The organism is Novipirellula aureliae (assembly GCF_007860185.1).
GTDB classification, from domain to species: domain Bacteria; phylum Planctomycetota; class Planctomycetia; order Pirellulales; family Pirellulaceae; genus Novipirellula_A; species Novipirellula_A aureliae.
The window spans coordinates 517,195-534,045 of the sequence record NZ_SJPY01000002.1; the positions used below are offsets into that span (position 1 = coordinate 517,195).

11 protein-coding genes are annotated in these 16,851 nt (G+C 53.3%); 4 read left to right on the plus strand and 7 right to left on the minus strand.

Annotated elements, in window-relative coordinates:
• Positions 1 to 174: 174 nt before the first annotated feature.
• The 4 genes from Q31b_RS07750 to Q31b_RS07765 are packed head-to-tail and all read right to left on the minus strand — an operon-like array spanning position 175 to position 5,256.
• On the minus strand, positions 175 to 1,755 hold the full coding sequence (locus Q31b_RS07750) for a hypothetical protein (protein ID WP_146599105.1): 1,581 nt from the start codon (positions 1,753 to 1,755) through the stop codon (positions 175 to 177).
• Positions 1,752 to 2,705, minus strand: a complete 954-nt coding sequence (locus Q31b_RS07755; RefSeq protein ID WP_231617385.1) for an ABC transporter ATP-binding protein — start codon at positions 2,703 to 2,705, stop codon at positions 1,752 to 1,754. The genes Q31b_RS07750 and Q31b_RS07755 overlap by 4 nt, the downstream gene beginning before the upstream one ends.
• Positions 2,702 to 4,936 carry a hypothetical protein gene (locus tag Q31b_RS07760; protein WP_146599106.1) on the minus strand — a complete coding sequence of 745 codons (2,235 nt, stop codon included), beginning with the start codon at positions 4,934 to 4,936 and terminating at the stop codon, positions 2,702 to 2,704. The genes Q31b_RS07755 and Q31b_RS07760 overlap by 4 nt, the downstream gene beginning before the upstream one ends.
• Positions 4,933 to 5,256, minus strand: a complete 324-nt coding sequence (locus tag Q31b_RS07765) for a hypothetical protein (protein WP_231617386.1) — start codon at positions 5,254 to 5,256, stop codon at positions 4,933 to 4,935. Before Q31b_RS07765 ends, Q31b_RS07760 begins: the two co-directional genes overlap by 4 nt.
• A gap of 108 nt (positions 5,257 to 5,364) precedes the next feature.
• Between Q31b_RS07765 and Q31b_RS07770 the strand changes: the two genes are divergently transcribed.
• The gene (locus Q31b_RS07770; RefSeq protein WP_231617387.1) at positions 5,365 to 6,162 is read left to right on the plus strand and encodes a CPBP family intramembrane glutamic endopeptidase; all 798 of its coding nucleotides are present in this window, start codon (positions 5,365 to 5,367) and stop codon (positions 6,160 to 6,162) included.
• A 137-nt stretch (positions 6,163 to 6,299) separates the two neighbouring features.
• Here Q31b_RS07770 and Q31b_RS07775 read toward each other — a convergent pair whose 3' ends face one another.
• Positions 6,300 to 9,224, minus strand: a complete 2,925-nt coding sequence (locus tag Q31b_RS07775) for a serine/threonine protein kinase (protein ID WP_146599108.1) — start codon at positions 9,222 to 9,224, stop codon at positions 6,300 to 6,302.
• Between the two features lie 166 nt (positions 9,225 to 9,390).
• Here Q31b_RS07775 and glgA point away from each other — a divergent pair, with 166 nt between their 5' ends.
• Complete coding sequence (gene glgA / locus Q31b_RS07780; RefSeq protein WP_146599109.1) at positions 9,391 to 10,887, plus strand: glycogen synthase GlgA; 1,497 nt, start codon at positions 9,391 to 9,393, stop codon at positions 10,885 to 10,887.
• Positions 10,888 to 11,092: 205 nt separating this feature from the next.
• Positions 11,093 to 12,349, plus strand: coding sequence for a galactose-1-phosphate uridylyltransferase (locus Q31b_RS07785; protein ID WP_146599110.1), 1,257 nt, complete (start codon positions 11,093 to 11,095; stop codon positions 12,347 to 12,349).
• A 42-nt stretch (positions 12,350 to 12,391) separates the two neighbouring features.
• Here the strand turns inward: Q31b_RS07785 and Q31b_RS07790 are convergent, their stop codons facing one another.
• Positions 12,392 to 14,074 carry a DUF6798 domain-containing protein gene (locus Q31b_RS07790; RefSeq protein WP_231617388.1) on the minus strand — a complete coding sequence of 561 codons (1,683 nt, stop codon included), beginning with the start codon at positions 14,072 to 14,074 and terminating at the stop codon, positions 12,392 to 12,394.
• Positions 14,075 to 14,089: 15 nt separating this feature from the next.
• A complete protein-coding gene (gene pdxA / locus Q31b_RS07795) occupies positions 14,090 to 15,085 on the minus strand; it encodes a 4-hydroxythreonine-4-phosphate dehydrogenase PdxA (protein WP_146599111.1) in 996 nt (331 codons plus the stop codon).
• Positions 15,086 to 15,224: 139 nt separating this feature from the next.
• On the opposite strand from pdxA, the gene Q31b_RS07800 reads away from it, so the two are divergent.
• Positions 15,225 to 16,841, plus strand: coding sequence for a C25 family cysteine peptidase (locus Q31b_RS07800; protein ID WP_146599112.1), 1,617 nt, complete (start codon positions 15,225 to 15,227; stop codon positions 16,839 to 16,841).
• Positions 16,842 to 16,851: the final 10 nt, after the last annotated feature.

A 16,851-nucleotide genomic window follows, 5' to 3' on the forward strand; every position in this document is an offset into this window, starting at 1 on the left:
GAGTTTGTTTCACAAGCGTTTACGCTTGTTGCACCTCTCCTCCCCTCCAAACTTCGCTTGGGGGAGGTGCTTAAGTTGTTGACTAATAAGTTGTTGACGAAACGGGATGTGAATAGTGCGTTTCCCTCCAATGCCCTGGGAACGAAACAATGCCGATCGTCAGGCCTATGCACGCTATTCTCCCAATGCAACCACCGACGACTGTTCCTGGTCATCCGCCGCGACTCGCGCCGGGACACTGACACGGCGATAACTGAACTCGCGGACCAACAAGAACAGATTCAACACAAACAGCCCTCCGCCTATCACGGCGATCAAGAATGCTGACATTTCAACGCCAAACGCAAAGCGACTGCCGCTACTTTCTGACAACGTCCACATCCAATTCGTGAACTCCTGTGCTCCATACTGCGACGAGGGGGCTCCGGTCGTGATCGCCATAAAAATCGATGGCGTGACCACACCTAGCACCAACAAGATCACCATCACGCTCACCGGCAATAGGAACGAATTGCCAATTCGCCGCGACAACGGCAAAACGATCAAACGGGTCGCTCCTAAATACATCATCAAATAGCCCACAACAATGCCTGAGGTCATAACCGGATTGCTGGAGCCCGCAATCTTACCAAACACGATCACCACGCTACTAAGCGTCGCAATCCCCGCAATAGCACTCAGAATTGCGAACATGAATCCCGTCCCAGGCCCCGGGCATAGCCACAATAGCATCATTCGTCCGAAAGTCGTTTGCGGCATCGTACGAAGCACGCGAGGACTAAGCTCGGCGGATTCGCCTAGCATGAGCGTCCCCATCAACGTCCAATAGGCCCCAAGCATCACGATCCCAAAAAAGAGGATCTCGGCATCATTGTCATAGAATGCGGCACCTGCCATTGCGGCCACCCACAAGAGTTGCTGGATAAACATGATCCATCTCAGCCGAGTCGAGCGGTTTTCAGTTACCGGTGCGATTCGTGCCGCCGCAGCCTGTACAAACAAAACCATGAAAGAGATGGCAACAGCTCCGAACAACAACAAGAAATTGAACGAACCAACTTCCCATGTCAATTGCTGAGCCATCACCACACCAATCGCAAAAGACCCACAGAATACCTCTGCCATCAAGATACAGAATAGCAAAAACAACAACGCAAAAATTTGCCCAGCTTTGTTCTGAACCGCTGTTGCCAGCAGCAGTCCAAACGTTGTTAATAATAACGAAGCCATGAAGACCAAGCCGAGTGTCAACGAGATCATGACCAAGTCGATGCCTCGGAGCAGATAACAAAATCCGAACGCAGGAACCAAGGCTGCGAAGTAGACCAGCATTTGCAAGACGGCGCTGCCCAATTTCCCAGTTACAATTCGCAGCGCCGATAACTTCGTAATCGCCAATAATTCGAATGTCCCCTCGTCCAATTCAGCCGCTAGCGACCGATGAGCTGCTAAGGGCACCATCGCGATCATCGGCACCGACAAGAGCAAAAAATACCCCGTCATCAAATAGACGCCCGAGGGTACATAGTAGATGTCGGGTGACGCCATCACGACGCCGATGACCATCCAAAACCAGGACGCTAGCAGCAACAGAAAAAAAGTGACGCCGAACTGCTTGCTTTTGAGTGCTTGCCGAGCTTCCTTGATCAATATCGGATTCAAAAACCGCGTTCCCCGCTCGGTGTTGCGGTCGATCCATCCCCACCATCCCGGCTGGTCCGCATCGTCGAGTAACGGATGAGAGACATTGCTCATTGCACGAACCCTTGCGTGATTTCCAAAAAGACGTCTTCGAGAGAGTTTTGCTGTCCCGAGTATTCAAGCACTTCAACACGTGCATCACAGAGATGATGAAGGACCGCGATCTGCTCCGCTTCAGTCCCGTCCAATTTGAAGCTGATCGTATGCTCGATCACAGATACCGAATGGACGAACGCGTGTTTCGATAACAACTCCACCGCCGCGTTTACATTGGTCGCAACCTTTAGACGCACCTGACGATCGGGCTGCAAATTTTGCCGGATCTCGTCTACGGAACCCGTCGCCAACAATTGGCCACGTTCGATGATCCCCAACCGATCACACATCTCCGCTAGCTCGGTCAAAATGTGGCTGCTAATGAGAATCGTCTTTCCTTCGGCTGCCAACGAGCGAATGATTTGCCGAAGCTCAATCCGAGCACGCGGATCGAGCCCCGCCGCTGGTTCATCCAAAACCAAAACGGGTGGATCGTGAATCAAGGCTCGACCTAAACACAACCTCTGACGCATCCCCTTGCTGAGACCTCGAATCGGTTTCATCGCTAACGGTTCAAGCCCAGTGAAGTGCATCACATAACGCAGCCGCCGCATGCGGTTTCGTCCGACCAAACCGTACGACCGAGCAAAGAAGTCGAGGTACTCGATACAATTGGTATCGGAGTAAGTGCCGAAGCCATCCGGCATGAACCCCAATCGGCCACGAACGCGATCTGGATCATTGACACTCGATAAGCCATCGACAAGTGCATCGCCCGACGTCGGCAATTCCAATGTCGCCAAGATCCGCATACTAGTCGTTTTGCCTGCCCCATTGGGGCCGATATACCCGAATACGCTGCCGCGAGGCACCGAGAACGAGACATGATCGACCGCTCGTGTTGCACCAAAGTCTCTACATAAATCGTGAAGCTCAATCATTGCAGCATTCGATGGCGTCGCGATCATGGCAATTCCCCCATAATGACATGAACAGACTTCTCGGCCTCGGGGCGATCGATGCCGAGCGATTCACTCCGTAAATTCGTTGTCGCGATGAAGGTTCCCTTTGGCAACGCACCGAGCCAACGATTCAAGTTTTCCTCGACTGCCGAGATCGCAACCCCGGAACTTCCTCGCCGATAATACGAATAGGAAAGCGTCGGAACAAAACTTGCCAACCGAAGCGGCGAAACGTTGATTTGGTCTTGGACGCCTTTGCCGCTGAGCGGTTCCATCTCGACGGTCGATTCGGGCTGTACTTGGTCAGCTTTCCATAACCGCCCTTGGTCGTCGCAAACGACAACCGCTTCGATCGGCGACGATGAATTATTTTTGGCACCAATGGCATCGTTCGTCATTGAAAACGTCACCAACGGTGCCGAGCGAACAGGACGTAGCGACAGATACTGGACCTGAGCGCGACTGGGCAGGAATTGCCCCGTAAAACGATTCTGGTTTCCAAGATCCGAGACCGTCCGAAGCGACGTCGAATTCCCACTGCTACCGTAATACTGATTCTCTGCCGGCTGACTCAAGACAGGCAGTAGCTCCGTTTCTTCGGGAACCAGAATCCCGTCACCCCGTCCGACGGCTGAAAAGTAAGTGGCTCGGTCGTGATGGACCAAATACCCCGCATCGCTATCTTGCCAAGTGATTTGACGTGCTCGGACGCGAGTCGCAAAGCCATCCGCAAGAATGGCTGACATAAAAAGCCCTGCAGTGACGAGAAACGCAATCGCAGGTGCAACGAACAACAACAAGTAAAGCCGTTGCTTCCGTCGGAAAAAGATGTAGGCAACTGGGCCGACTACCAAGATGAACAACGTGTTGATTAGGAAAAAAATCTTGACGGGTGGTCCACCAACCGACTCGATCAGCAGACTCCAGTAGTGATCGTCACCGTAGCGAACATCGATGCCATTTCGCTCAGACCAATGGAGTTGCTTATTGCCAGAAAGATCGGCAACGGATTGCCACAGTTGAAAGGATCCTGGAAATGGATCCGTTCGTTCGATCGCAACAATACGGCCTGTACCGTAAGCTACCGTTTGAATCGCCTTGGCCAGTTGATCGGGCGGCTCAAACGCGATGCTTGGATGTTTGACCGCGACCATCTTGTCGTAAATTTTCCTTCGCAGTTCGAGCTCGCGGCCATTTTGGTTCCATTGCCAATCTTGCGATTCTTTGCGAACTTCGCCCCAAGCTTCGTACAACAGGTCACTCGTGTCATTTTTCAGCGAAAGGTATAGACGAGCGATCGACTCCGGCTTGCGAACCACCTTGCTTTCGATTGTCGACCAATTCAAATCGGCGAATGCACTCGGTAATTTCGCGGCATCGTAGACCCACAAATTGCCTCCCGCTGCCACAAAGTCACAAAGGGCAGCAAACCGATCCGTTGCCGAATCCTCCGCAACTTCGATGAGCGTTGGCCCATGAATCAAGATCACATCCAATTGACTGTAGCCCAACCACGAAGGGAACATCGCACCCGGCGTGATCGATCGAAATTGCACAAACGCTGGCTGGACTGCCTCGGCCCTCTGGCGTGACGCCACGTCCGACAAACGAGAAACCTCAACATCTTCGGCAATCGGACCTTTGACGCTTTGGCCACTTCCGAGCAGCGTCACCAAGGTTCGCACATCAGGAAACGGACCGAGGTTGGCCCCCTTTAAAGGATGGATAATGCCGACGGTCATCGTTTGGTTGGCAATCCGTAGTGGCATACTGCCCACGTTACACGTTCGCCGATTCCCTTGGATCGTTTGTCCAGGCTCGTTGACGATCACTTCCAATCGGTCCCATGGCACGTAATAGGGAACGTAACAAACGAACGTTTCAGAGACCGACGCTTGAGGGACGGTGACACGTGTTCGAAACAGGAAATCAAGATCTGATTTCGATTGAGAAATGGGCCGAAGCGTAAAATCAAACGTTCGATCGGCTATAAACCGGCCTGCCGGGGAAGCGAACGTGAAATAGATCGGTTGGTAACCGTTGGCTGGTGATTTGGCCATTTCAACCGCAACGGAAAAACCATAACGGCTCGGGTTGGTGGGTAGCGTCGCCAAAGAACTAGCGTTCGGCTCAGGCGATCCGAGACGGTCGGCTGCACGACCCTGTTCGGAGCTTGCTGAGGCGTAACCGAACATGATTAGCACAACGCAGCAGCAGAGCATGCGATTGGCGATCATTCGGTCCCCTCCGTTTGCTTCGCAGACGCCTTCATCGTATCCGTTTGTTGGAACGGCTCAATGATCGATCCTGATAGTCGAGCCAGCGCCGAAGCGACGCAGAACAGCCCAGCATACAAGGTGAAGCAGCCGATCGTTGCTGCCAATATCACTGCAAAGACCTGAGCCCAAAAGACGTTCCCCGAGAATCCTGCTTGTAGCAACGCCATCACGACTGCAAATCCAGCGGTCAACTTTATGAGGAACATAAGCGACAATTGTGGGAACAACCGCTCATGAAGTGGCTCGCTATTGGAATCGGTCGTCAAGGGAAACTCCATGGAAAAAAGGATAAAGCCTGCAAAACGGTTGTGCTCACCAGAATACCACGTATGGAGTAGGCTGGGTCAAGGAGCCTTTTTTTAGGTGACACCGACCTGGCAAAAAACATGGCGATGGTTGCAATTCATTATCTGGCAAATGCCGTGTCTCCCACTGATTTCCCCAGCCAAAGTCGTCGATTTGCCAATCCTGCTGAGATTTGCGAAAACGGGGGTGGGGGGATGGCAAAACGGTGTGGGGTGTTTAACCTTTGGGCTATGGATGAAAATGAAGATGAGTCGATCGAACAATCCGCCGATGATCTGTTTCTAACTGCCGTTCTGTTTGAATCGGCCCTGGGGTTGATCGCGCTGCTGCTGGGATGGCTACTCGGCCCCGATACGCGGGCGATGATCCCGGAAGCCAACGCGGACGGTTGGATGTCGATCGGATCAGGGCTCGCGTACGGTGTCGCGGCAGCGGTCCCCATTTTGATCGCAATTGAGCTGGTTCGACGATTGCCTTTCGAGGCAGTCCGTGAACTCGAGCGGCTCGGCGATGACGGCATGCTCAAGACGCTGTTAAATTTGGGCACTGCCGAACTATTGGTGATTAGCCTATGTGCGGGCGTAGGCGAAGAACTATTGTTTCGCGGCTGGTTGTTGCCTTGGTTGGCAAACGGAGGAGCCGAAGCAGCCACGGCGACGACTTTCGAATGGGGTTTTGCCCTCGCTGCTTCTTCGATCGCTTTTGGTTTGGTCCACCCGATCACCCGTTTATACATTGTGTTAGCTGCCTTGATGGGACTTTACTTCGGTGGGTTGCTCTTATGGACAGAAAACCTACTCGTTCCGATCGCTGCCCATGCTACCTACGATGCCGTGCAGTTGATCATGCCAAAGTTCAAGGCCGACGCTCAAGGCTGAATAAGCTTCCTACGAGCCCCCTTTGTTCTTGGCCGCCGAGGCTGTGATTTTCTGTAGCGAAACTCAGCCAGCGTTTCGGCGGCGGTCAACAGGACGTCCAAAAGACGAAGATCCTGGCGACTTTCGCTACCGATCGGTCATTTAAATTCGGATGGTAGTTCGTACCGACCGTCGGCAGCTTGGCGAGTGGTGATTAGTATCTCATTCTTGCCACCATTTGCGTTCCCTTCGCTGACAACCCAAATCAAAGCCTGCTTCGGATCGTGAGATCCCGTAGCCGTTTTGTCAGGATTGGCCCCGAGCAATAGATCGGTGAGGATCGTTCGAAAGGGCAGATTCACTTTGTTGAAGCCACGAATTTGCTGGTTCTGCGTAATCCCCATCTTTTGCAAATCACCACCGACGATCCGCACTTCCGGGACGTCGGTGCCATCGGGTAGACTTGCTGCCAACTGCTCAACGATGATATCCACGCCGAACTGCAACGATTCTTGATCGAATGCAACCGATATCTCTTGATTCAATAGCTCATCAAACGTCAGCACTTTGGCTGGCATTGGTCCAACACCTTCGGTTTGGCTCGGCATCGTGTTCATTGCCAACGCAGCTGCCAAGCTGACTTGGGCCGCAGCATTCTCGGGCAAATAGACGTTGCCGATCGCAGTTTGGTCGATCACTCCGAAACGCGATTGATCCTTGACAAAGCGAAGCATGGTAGGAAGCCGGTTGGCAAGCAATCGCCATGAAGCATCGGGAACCGAGTCAAGAATAAAATCTTCCGCCCAGGCCGGTGTCGCATCGATCGCTTGCCTCATTCGCTGCATCAACACTGGACTCGAAACGCCGCCGCTTGGGCTAAAGCGAAGCTCGGCGTAGAATTTGGCGTCGGCAAACGTTGCCGTAAACATTGCCGCCGCCACATCAGGGATCAAGAGCGATTTGAGGTGTGACTCCCATCGCGGTGCTGCTGTTTTTAATATCGCTCTCGCATCGCTGAACAAGAAGTTCGGAGTTACCAAGACGGCCAAGTCGGATTCCGGGCTGGTGGCATCCCAAAGAGATTTCAGATTCCGTGACAAGCTAATTTCCGAACCTCCAAATTCAGCGACTTCGCTGATGCGATCAATGCTGCCGACTGAAAATTGGCTGATGGGGCCGCCGGATTGCTGGTCCCCCGCGTTGACATAGTAGGCATCGACACCAAGTTGATCGCTCGCATAGATAGTCGCTCCTTCTGCCGTGCGCGAAGCCACCGCTCCCCATGAATCGACCAATTGAGCCAGCGGCATGGGCGTGCGAAGGGTGACCGCGAGTGAGCACTGCGGCCACCCCTCCCCAGTGGCGGAGTCGTTGGATCGGTGCAACGCGACGGCCAATCGAGCGATCGAATCGACCGGAACCTTGGCCCGCTGTGCCGCGGCTTCGATCAGCTCGTTCAAATCAGGTGAAAAGGCCTCCACGATCCTCTGAAAACCACCCTGCGTGCCCGGCGGCGGCAGGTTGACGACAAGAATGACCCCAGGACCAGGCGGCAACATCGACAAGGAAGCGGAATCGTTGCTCGGGTAAGGCGGTTCCCAAAGTAATTTTGGGTCGTCGACGATGGTGTATCCCGATTCCTCTTCCTGTGACTCGGGTTCTGCCTCGGCTGTTTGCGGTCGGCTGGTCGGCGGCTTCCACGGAGGCATCGCTGCCGATGGTGAGACCGGACGAGTGCGTTTTTTGACTGTAATCGTTGTTTGAGCAGGCCCGCCGACCAACAATGCGATCACCAACATCAACACAACCAATCCCAACCCACCTAAAACGAAAGGCGCCACGCGACGTCGTCTCCTTCGTCTCGAAGCCGTTTGAATTGGCTGCGTCGTTGTCACGCGTGGCTTGGGAGCAACAGATGCTATCGGTGCGGCGGGCGTTTGCCTTGCGGCGGGCGTTTGCGTCATTGCGGGTGCAAGGGCTGACACCGGAGGTTTTACCGCGGACTTGGCCATTGGCAATGGAACAGAATCCGGCATCGATTCGGCCACTCGCAACGCCTTGGCAAACTGATCCGCGTTTTCGAAACGAGACTTCGGGTCTTTCGCGATCGCATAGGCAATGACCCTAAGCAGCGGATTGCCGTAAACGCCTTGCTCAACGGCTTGAACGACGTCCTCGGGTATCGTGGTCTGATGCAGAGCACGAAGCTCGGACTCCGAATCGGACTCATACGGGAACCGACCTGTTGACAATCGGTAAATCAAACACCCCAAACTGTAGATATCCGTAGCGACCGAGGTCAAAGCGGGTTCCCCATGTTGCTCAGGAGCCGCATAGAACCGTGGCGATTCGAGCGTATCGAGCCAATTTGGCAAATCACGCAGCAAAATTGCATCACCTTGTTTCGTAATCCAAATGCGATCGATACGAACACTACCGTGATAGAGCGACTCACGGTGTAGCGAATGCAAGGCATCGGCAATGGCAATCGCAATTCGATATACCTGTTTCCGCGGCAGCCCTTTCCGCGACGCCACAGGCTCGCGTATTGACATTCGTCCACCACCACTCAAACACTCAAACAAACAAGCGCCTTGCGGCAGCGGCGAAAACACGACCGGCAGGTCGCCGATCGACTCAATTTGAAGCGGTTGTAGTGACCGAGCTTGGACTTTCGCGTGAGCATTCACACGATCGGAATATCCGTCATTCGAATCCGTCTCGTTGGGGCGAGCGTTCCGAAACAGAAAACCGTCAACCTTCTTGACATCAACTTTCTTGGCATCAATGGGTCGGTCGCAGACAACGGTAACCCAGTTTCCGAGCGGCGATGGTGTTTTTTCGTCGCGAATGAGATAGCGACCGAGCCTCAGCGTGATTGCATCGTCAGCCACCAGTGCCTTGGCTTGAAAGGGTGTAATTTCTTCGCATTGGACGAGATACTTTGCCAGCGAAACCGCATTCGATGGTGGAGAGCCGTTGTTTGACAGCGCGTACTGGGCAGCATATTGCTTACAACCATTCGCATCGGTCAGACCGTTCCGAACTAACCGGCTCCAAAACTCGCTAAGGGCGACCGCCATCAAATATCATCACTAGGGTGTAAAAAAACGTTAACTTTGAGCTACATTCTAACGGAGTTATATTGCTCGGACGACCATCGCGACCAATTCCTATCGTATCATTGATGGCGAATCGAGTGCATGACCATTCTAAATTAAACGCAGCCTCCATCGAACGAGTCAAATCTTGAATATCGTTTACTTAACGACCGAAGCGGTACCATTCGCTAAAACGGGCGGACTGGCCGATGTTTGCGGAACCCTACCATCAGAAGTCGCTGCGTTGGGGCATCAATGCACGGTCATCATGCCAGCTTTCCGAAGCATACGCCACACTGGTCTAGCGATTGAAACGACGAATATCACATTCGCCATTGCGATGTCCGATCAAAAACTGGTGGGTGCTCGGCTACTCAAAACGACATTCCGCGATGGGAATGTCACGGTTTGGTTTATCGAGCAACCGCAGTATTTTGATCGCGATTCGCTCTACGGTACCGCTGATGGCGATTACAGCGACAATGCGGAACGCTTTACATTTTTCTGCCGAGCGGCCTTACAAGCCATCGATCGAATCGGAGAACCGGTCGATATCGTTCACTGCAATGACTGGCAATCGGGATTGGTTCCCGCATTGATGGCCGCTCGCCCCAAATCCTATCCCTGGATTGCCAAAGCTCGGACGCTGCTGTCAATTCACAATCTTGCCTATCAAGGCCAATTTTGGTCAGAAGCCTTTCGCTTTACCGGGCTCGATTGGTCTCATTTCAATCATGAGGAATTCGAGTACTTCAACCAACTCAACTTCTTAAAAACAGGGATCGTTACAGCGGATCGAATCAGTACGGTAAGCCCGCGATATGCCCAAGAGATTTGCACGGTTGAGCAGGGATGTGGTCTAAATGAGATTCTGCAAGGACGATCGAATGAATTGCATGGCATTCTAAATGGCATTGACGAATCGATTTGGAATCCGAAAACCGATCCGAAACTCGTGGTCAATTATGATGTGGACACTTTCGAACACGGCAAACGGGAAAACAAGGAATCATTGCAACGACGTTTTGGAATCGATGTAGACGATTCCTTACCGTTAATCGGAATGGTCGGGCGATTAGCTTCTCAAAAAGGCTGGGACATCATCTTGCCGGTGCTGCGTTGGCATCTAAGCGAAAACCGTCCGACTCAATGGGTAGTACTTGGCAGCGGGGATCCCATCTACGAAGCCGAGTTGCGATTGTTGGCGGAAGAGTTTCCTGGTCGGCTTGCGCTTTACTTAGGATTTAGCGACGAGCTCGCTCATCAAATTGAAGCAAGTTCTGATTTGTTTTTAATGCCAAGTTTGTATGAACCGTGTGGTTTGAACCAACTTTACAGTCTTCGCTATGGAACGGTGCCGGTAGTCACTCAAACAGGCGGCTTGGCCGATACGGTCATCAACACAACAGCGGAAACGTTGGATAGCGGCACCGCCACGGGGTTCTTTTTGCCGACACCAAGTGCATTGTCACTCGATGAAACGATTGGCCGAGCATTGCAGCTTCGCTACCACCAACCGGAAAAATGGAAACAAATCGTAAAAACCGGAATGTTGATGGACTTCTCTTGGAGGAAGAGCGCCGACCAGTACATTGAACTTTACGCTAAAACAATTGCCCTTAAGAAACGATCGGTGCTACCGTAAACAGGCAATGCTCAAAACCGCATGAAAAAATCCTGTTTTTCCTTTGCAACCGGTGCCCCAAATGGGTTACGATCACAGCGCCAAGTGTCGATGTTTTGATTTGTAGCACCCGCATTCATTGCGGTTCTTACCACCAGAAAATACATCGCCTGGTTCGTACCACCCAAAATCGTACTGCCAAATCAAACCGATCGTGAAGTGACGCGTGATCGAGAAACTACAATCGAATACGTTGGAGCAGCAAATCAGCGCTCCAATTCAAATCGTAGAATCGCCGGATTTACTCGCTGAGGTTGGGGTAGCCGAATCGAGGCTCGATCCAATCAGCGGCGAATGGACCATCTTCGCGACCAATCGCGGAAGCCGGCCTGATCAGTTTGGGTCAGCGAAAAGCGTTGCGGCAAGAGAGGACGTTGAATGCCCATTCTGCACAGGCAACGAACATACGACGCCTCCTGCATCCTGGGCTGCCCGCATTGATTCACGCGATCAGTTTCATGTATTCGGAGATCCCTCCGACGTTGATGCCCTCGACTGGAATGCTCGCGTTGTCCCAAACAAGTACCCCGTTGTTGCCCGTCGTGCCGACGAGTTGAGAAACCATTCATCAACCCACGGTATGGCGGATTGTCGTCAAGCCGGAAATCGGCCGCCACCCGCATCCGCTAACGCAAAATCCGAAGCGAAAACGAAACGCTCTGCGTCACTGTTCCAATCCCGTCAACTTACGGGCGGCCACGAAGTCATCATCGAATCCCCCAACCATGTTCAATCGATCAGCGAGCTTGATTTAAGCGAAACTCGGCTGATGTTATACGCCTACCAACAACGGCTGCGTTATTGGCGGAACCAGCCGGGCGTCAAGTACATTAGCCTGTTCAAAAATGTTGGAGGCGATGCCGGCGCGTCTTTGCAACATAGCCATAGCCAACTCATCGCCATGGACCAATTGCCCAACTCGGTGTCGAACGTTTGCGACCGCATGAGCGCTCACCAAGCCAGGACCGGTTGTTGTCTGCAATGCGACTTGGTGCGGGCAGAACTCAAACAGAAAACTCGCATCGTAGCTCAAACCGATTCGCTAATTGCTTATTGTCCCTACGCCAGCCGTTTGCCGATGATGATTCGCATAACGAGCAAATCGCATTTGGACCATTTCGATAATTTACCTGCCACATCGCTCGACGAATTGGCCAGACTACTGCAAAGGGTCACGCGCTGGCTCGAGGCGATCGTCCCTGGTGCAGCATATAACGTGCTCGTACATTCCCGCCCGCCTGGATTCACCAGCAATTGCGAAGCATTTCATTGGTCGATCGAGTTCTTTCCTCGCATCAATCGCATTGCCGGTTTTGAATGGAGCAGCGATTGCATGATCAACACGGTATTGCCAGAAACCGCCGCGAAAAAGTATCGTCGCCGAGCCGCTGCCGAAGATCCTCGGTTAGTGCTCGAACGATAACCCTCCCGAAATCAGTTAGCGGACGATACAATATGCCCCTGCTTAAGGTTGCCCCTGCTTAGGTTGCCCGTGCGGCAGCTCATACACCGCATACGTGTCGTTGCTGTCATCGCCAAGCGGGTAGAGTTGAACGAGCGGCAAGTGATTTCCGACCACGCGGCGATCGACGACGATCATGTCGACGCCATAACGTTCTCGATAGGCTATCAAACTCGAGTAACGAATGGTAACCCGAACCGTCCCCAACCGTTGTGGAAAGACGTCTCGAAACCTTCGATACCACTCAAGCAAATCCATGGTGTTTTGAGGGACGTCTTTCCAATTCACCACTTCCGCTCGCTCGGCATACCATTTGAACGTTTGCTGGTGACGTGGCGTCAACAGCACGGCATCCGACCGCGTCGAACTTCGCACCCATCGACAAACGGCTATCCAATCTCGCCAGACGTCTTGTTGCACTTCGGCCGGTGCATCGGCGTCCCACTGTAACACACGATTGCTGGCCGCAGGAGGAACGGGCAGGTGAATCGAACGCTGACTACTGAGCAAGAACAGTCCTATCGCAAGCGTCATCATCGCGAAACAAACTCGGCGCATCGGCTTTTGGGCGTTGCGGCTGAAAATGCCTCGGACGACCAATAGCGACAAGAGCAAGGGAATGACGGCATCGGATAAGCGGAACCAATAGTAGCGAAGAAGCCGTGCCTCCAAATCGCGGTCGACAATGGTCATCCATCCGAGCAATAAGCCGATCACAGCGATCGCGAAGGCCCCCATTGCAAAAGCTTGCAGCCGATCCCATTTCGCCTGTTCCTCCGACGATATGGCTGCGAACCCAAATTGTCTGTCGATCGCTAGCGATAAGCCCACCGCTGCAAACGTGAGGACGCCAAACCGGAAATACCAAATCGGTGCAAAGGCGGACGGCACCAAATGGTGACTTAGCCGAAAAAAAGTATAGATTTTGGCTGCCATCGTCGATTGATCTGGTGGATTTCCGATCGTCAACCACACGGCAGGTACGACACCGAACAACGCAATGGCTCCGCCGAGAAAGAGATAACGCGTGAAGAAAGGATGCCGACTTGATCGCTTTCGCTCGGTGATCCACCATGCGATCGACGCAGCGATCACCGACCAACCACCTGACAAAACGTGAATCGCGGAGGCCGTTCCCAACAGAACCCAAACGCGATTCCACCGTCGATCGACCATCTCCGCCATCGCCAACAACACGAACCCATAGGCGGGCACTTTCGCTTCAATGCCACCGATCACCCATTCGCCAGCCAAATTTCCATACTCAACCCCAGCGATCCAAAGGATCGCCACCGCCAAACAAGCATAGCGAACATCGAGCAACTGACGGGTCAACCGCTGGACCCCAACGGCGATCAACAACCATCCGACAATCCGCCCCATCCAGGCGGTTGTTTCGAGCGAAAAGAAAAGCGTGGGCCATCCAAACAGTGCATAGAAGACTGCATGGGCTTTCCCCGAAGAAGCGAATAGATCGTTTGCGCACCACTCAGGTTGCCAAAAATTCTTAGCCTTGACCAAGTAGTGAGCTTCATTGATCATCGGCGGTGCATCGCCCGCGTAGATAAAGCAGAGGCAGACCAGTAGCAGCACCTCGACGATTGTTTGCCTGGACAGGGGCGAATCGACGTTCTGCATATTAAGACGAGTTGGCTTTTCAACCTGGTTGTTGGGTTGCGATTCCATGAACTGGCTCACTTCCTAATTGTCAGAAGTGGGGCAAGAAAGATCGATCGCCATTTGGATGGCCGCCATCATACTGGTCCTCTTCGCTACGCCCTTCCAGGCCAAATCTAACGCGGTCCCGTGATCGACGCTGGTTCGGACAATCGGCAATCCGAGTGTTACATTCACGGCATCATCGAAGGAAAGAGCTTTCAGGGGAATCAACCCTTGGTCGTGATACATACAGATGTAAACATCAACCTTCTCTCTCATCATCGGAGTAAAAGCCGTATCGGGCGGCAGCGGGCCGATGATCTCAAGCGCGGTTGACGCCGCCCACTCTCGGCGGACTCGGGTCATCGCAGGCTCGATGATCCGCGTCTCTTCACCATGACTAAATAAACCGTTTTCACCGGCGTGCGGATTGAGGGCACAAACAGCAATCCGTGGCGACCGGCCAAGGCGCCGGTAAAGAGCGTCCGCTCCGTGACGAATCGCTCGGGCGACTAAATCGATCGACAATACCGTGGGGACGTCAGCAAGTGGGACGTGAATCGTCGCCAACACGCACGAGATCGTATCACTGGTCAGCATCATCGAGAACTCATTGGTCCCCGTACGATCGGCCAGCAGTTCGGTATGACCGGGGAATTCAATTCCGGCTGCGTGCCAAGCTTCCTTTTGAATGGGGCCGGTTACCATCGCGGCCGTCTGGCCGGTCATCGTCGCATCCATCGCTCGGCAAACGGCATCGTAGGAAGCTTGCCCGGTGGCTGCCGTGAATCGCCCCGGTTCGACTGCCGAAGCGCCATCGATCGGGACGTCGATCATTTCGGGAATCGACAGGTTTAAGCGTTCGGCGACCCGCTGCAGCACGTCGAGGGGTCCGAACAAAATCGGCTGACATCGCTTGGCAATTGCCTCCGACGTCGCGCACGCGATCGATAATTCGGGGCCAATTCCAGCCACGTCGCCAACAGAAATCGCGATTTTCGGAAGTGGGTATGACTTAATTTTCGTAAAATCAGACATTGATCTAGCGTCAAAAAGACAATTTCGTTGTGATGGTGAGATTCGTTGTAGCTGTATGGACCTGCTATAAATAGCTTTTCAATTCCGTTGAGTGCTACAATAACAAGGTAAGTCTACTCTTATTAACCCCTCGGTTTGAATGACACGCAATTCCACTCATCGAGTCATTTCCCGCCCCTCTGCTGAGTGGGCCGGTCACGATTCGTCGGTGATTTTGATCATCACCTTTTGTCTGTTTCTCGCCAGCACGCTCCTTCAACGCTCCCATGCGTCGGATATTGTGGTCGTTTGTCCCGACGGCTTTCGCACATCGATGCAACGATGGATCGATCACCGACATCGCGATGGTTTGACGACCACGACGATTGCAAGTTCTTCCGATTGCGAAAGTTTGCGGCGAAAGATTGCTCAGGCGGCAACGGCCCAAACCCGCTACGTCGTTCTCGTCGGCGACACACCGGTGATCGGATCATCATGCAACCCTCGTTTCGAGACTCCAACTTCTTACCATGCAACGACGGTTACTGCGGCATGGGGGTCGACGCCAACATTGTCAAGCGATTTGTCGTTTGGCGACCTGAATGCAGACGGGATTCCCAACGCCGTTGTCGGCCGACTTCCAGTAAACAACGTCGCGGAACTCGATAATTTGGTGAATCGCATCATCGCTTACGAAACCACTCCCGACTTCGGGCTTTGGCGAGGCAACGTCCAATTGGTGGGCGGCGTCGGTGGGTTCGGTGGCTTGATCGACACGGCGATCGAATCCGTAGCTCGGACCATGGTTACCGGAGTGTTGCCAGCCGAAACTCGTACATTTGTGAGTTACGCCAGTCCCAATCATCCGTTTTTCCCTAAGAACCAACCCTTCACCGAGGCGGTCTTGGCCGACTACGAGCGAGGAGCCCGATTCTGGGTCTATGCAGGTCATGGTTTCGTCACCGAATTGGACCGTGTCCCTGCAACCGCCGCAGGCCGACCGGTACTCGATGTACAAAGTGTCAAACGGCTTCGTCGTCCGGCTTCCAGTTCACCGATCGCGTTGTTGCTTGCCTGTTTCACCGGCGCAATCGATGCAAGGGAGGATTGCTTGGCCGAGCGGATGCTATTGACCGATGGCGGTCCGATCGCCGTCTTTGCCGGCAGCCGAGTTACCATGCCCTATGGGAACGCCACCGCAACGATCGGTTTAATCGATGCGATCTATCATCAAAAAATGCGTAGGCTTGGCGATGCATGGCTTCAGACACAACTCGACATGCAGCGAGACACGGAAAATCCTGCAGATAAATTAGACACCAATCGATCGACAGCGCGATTGATGATTGACGGATTGGCGACGATGATCAGTCCTTCCGGAACCAAATTGGTCGATGAAAGGTGTGAACATACGAAGCTCTACAATTTGCTCGGCGACCCGACGTTGCATTTGAATCCTCCGCTGTCTTTGTCCATTGATGTTGCTTCCGGGTTTGATCCCGGCCAATTGATTTCTGTCGATGCCGTCAGTCCGATCGATGGCGAATTGACACTGCTTTTACATCGTCCACTTGGCAGCGTTCCCGACGACGAAGCCGATCCGAACGAAACCACGGTAGCATCACTTACGCAGAAGATCGTTGCCAATCAGCCGACAGTAAACGAAATTCGTGTCCCCGCAATGCTGAGCGGTCCGCTCACGGTGCGGGCATTCGTGAACGGCACGACCGCATGGGCAACCGCCGCAGCGAAGACTCGGATCCGTGCTGTCCGATAGCCGATTTCCA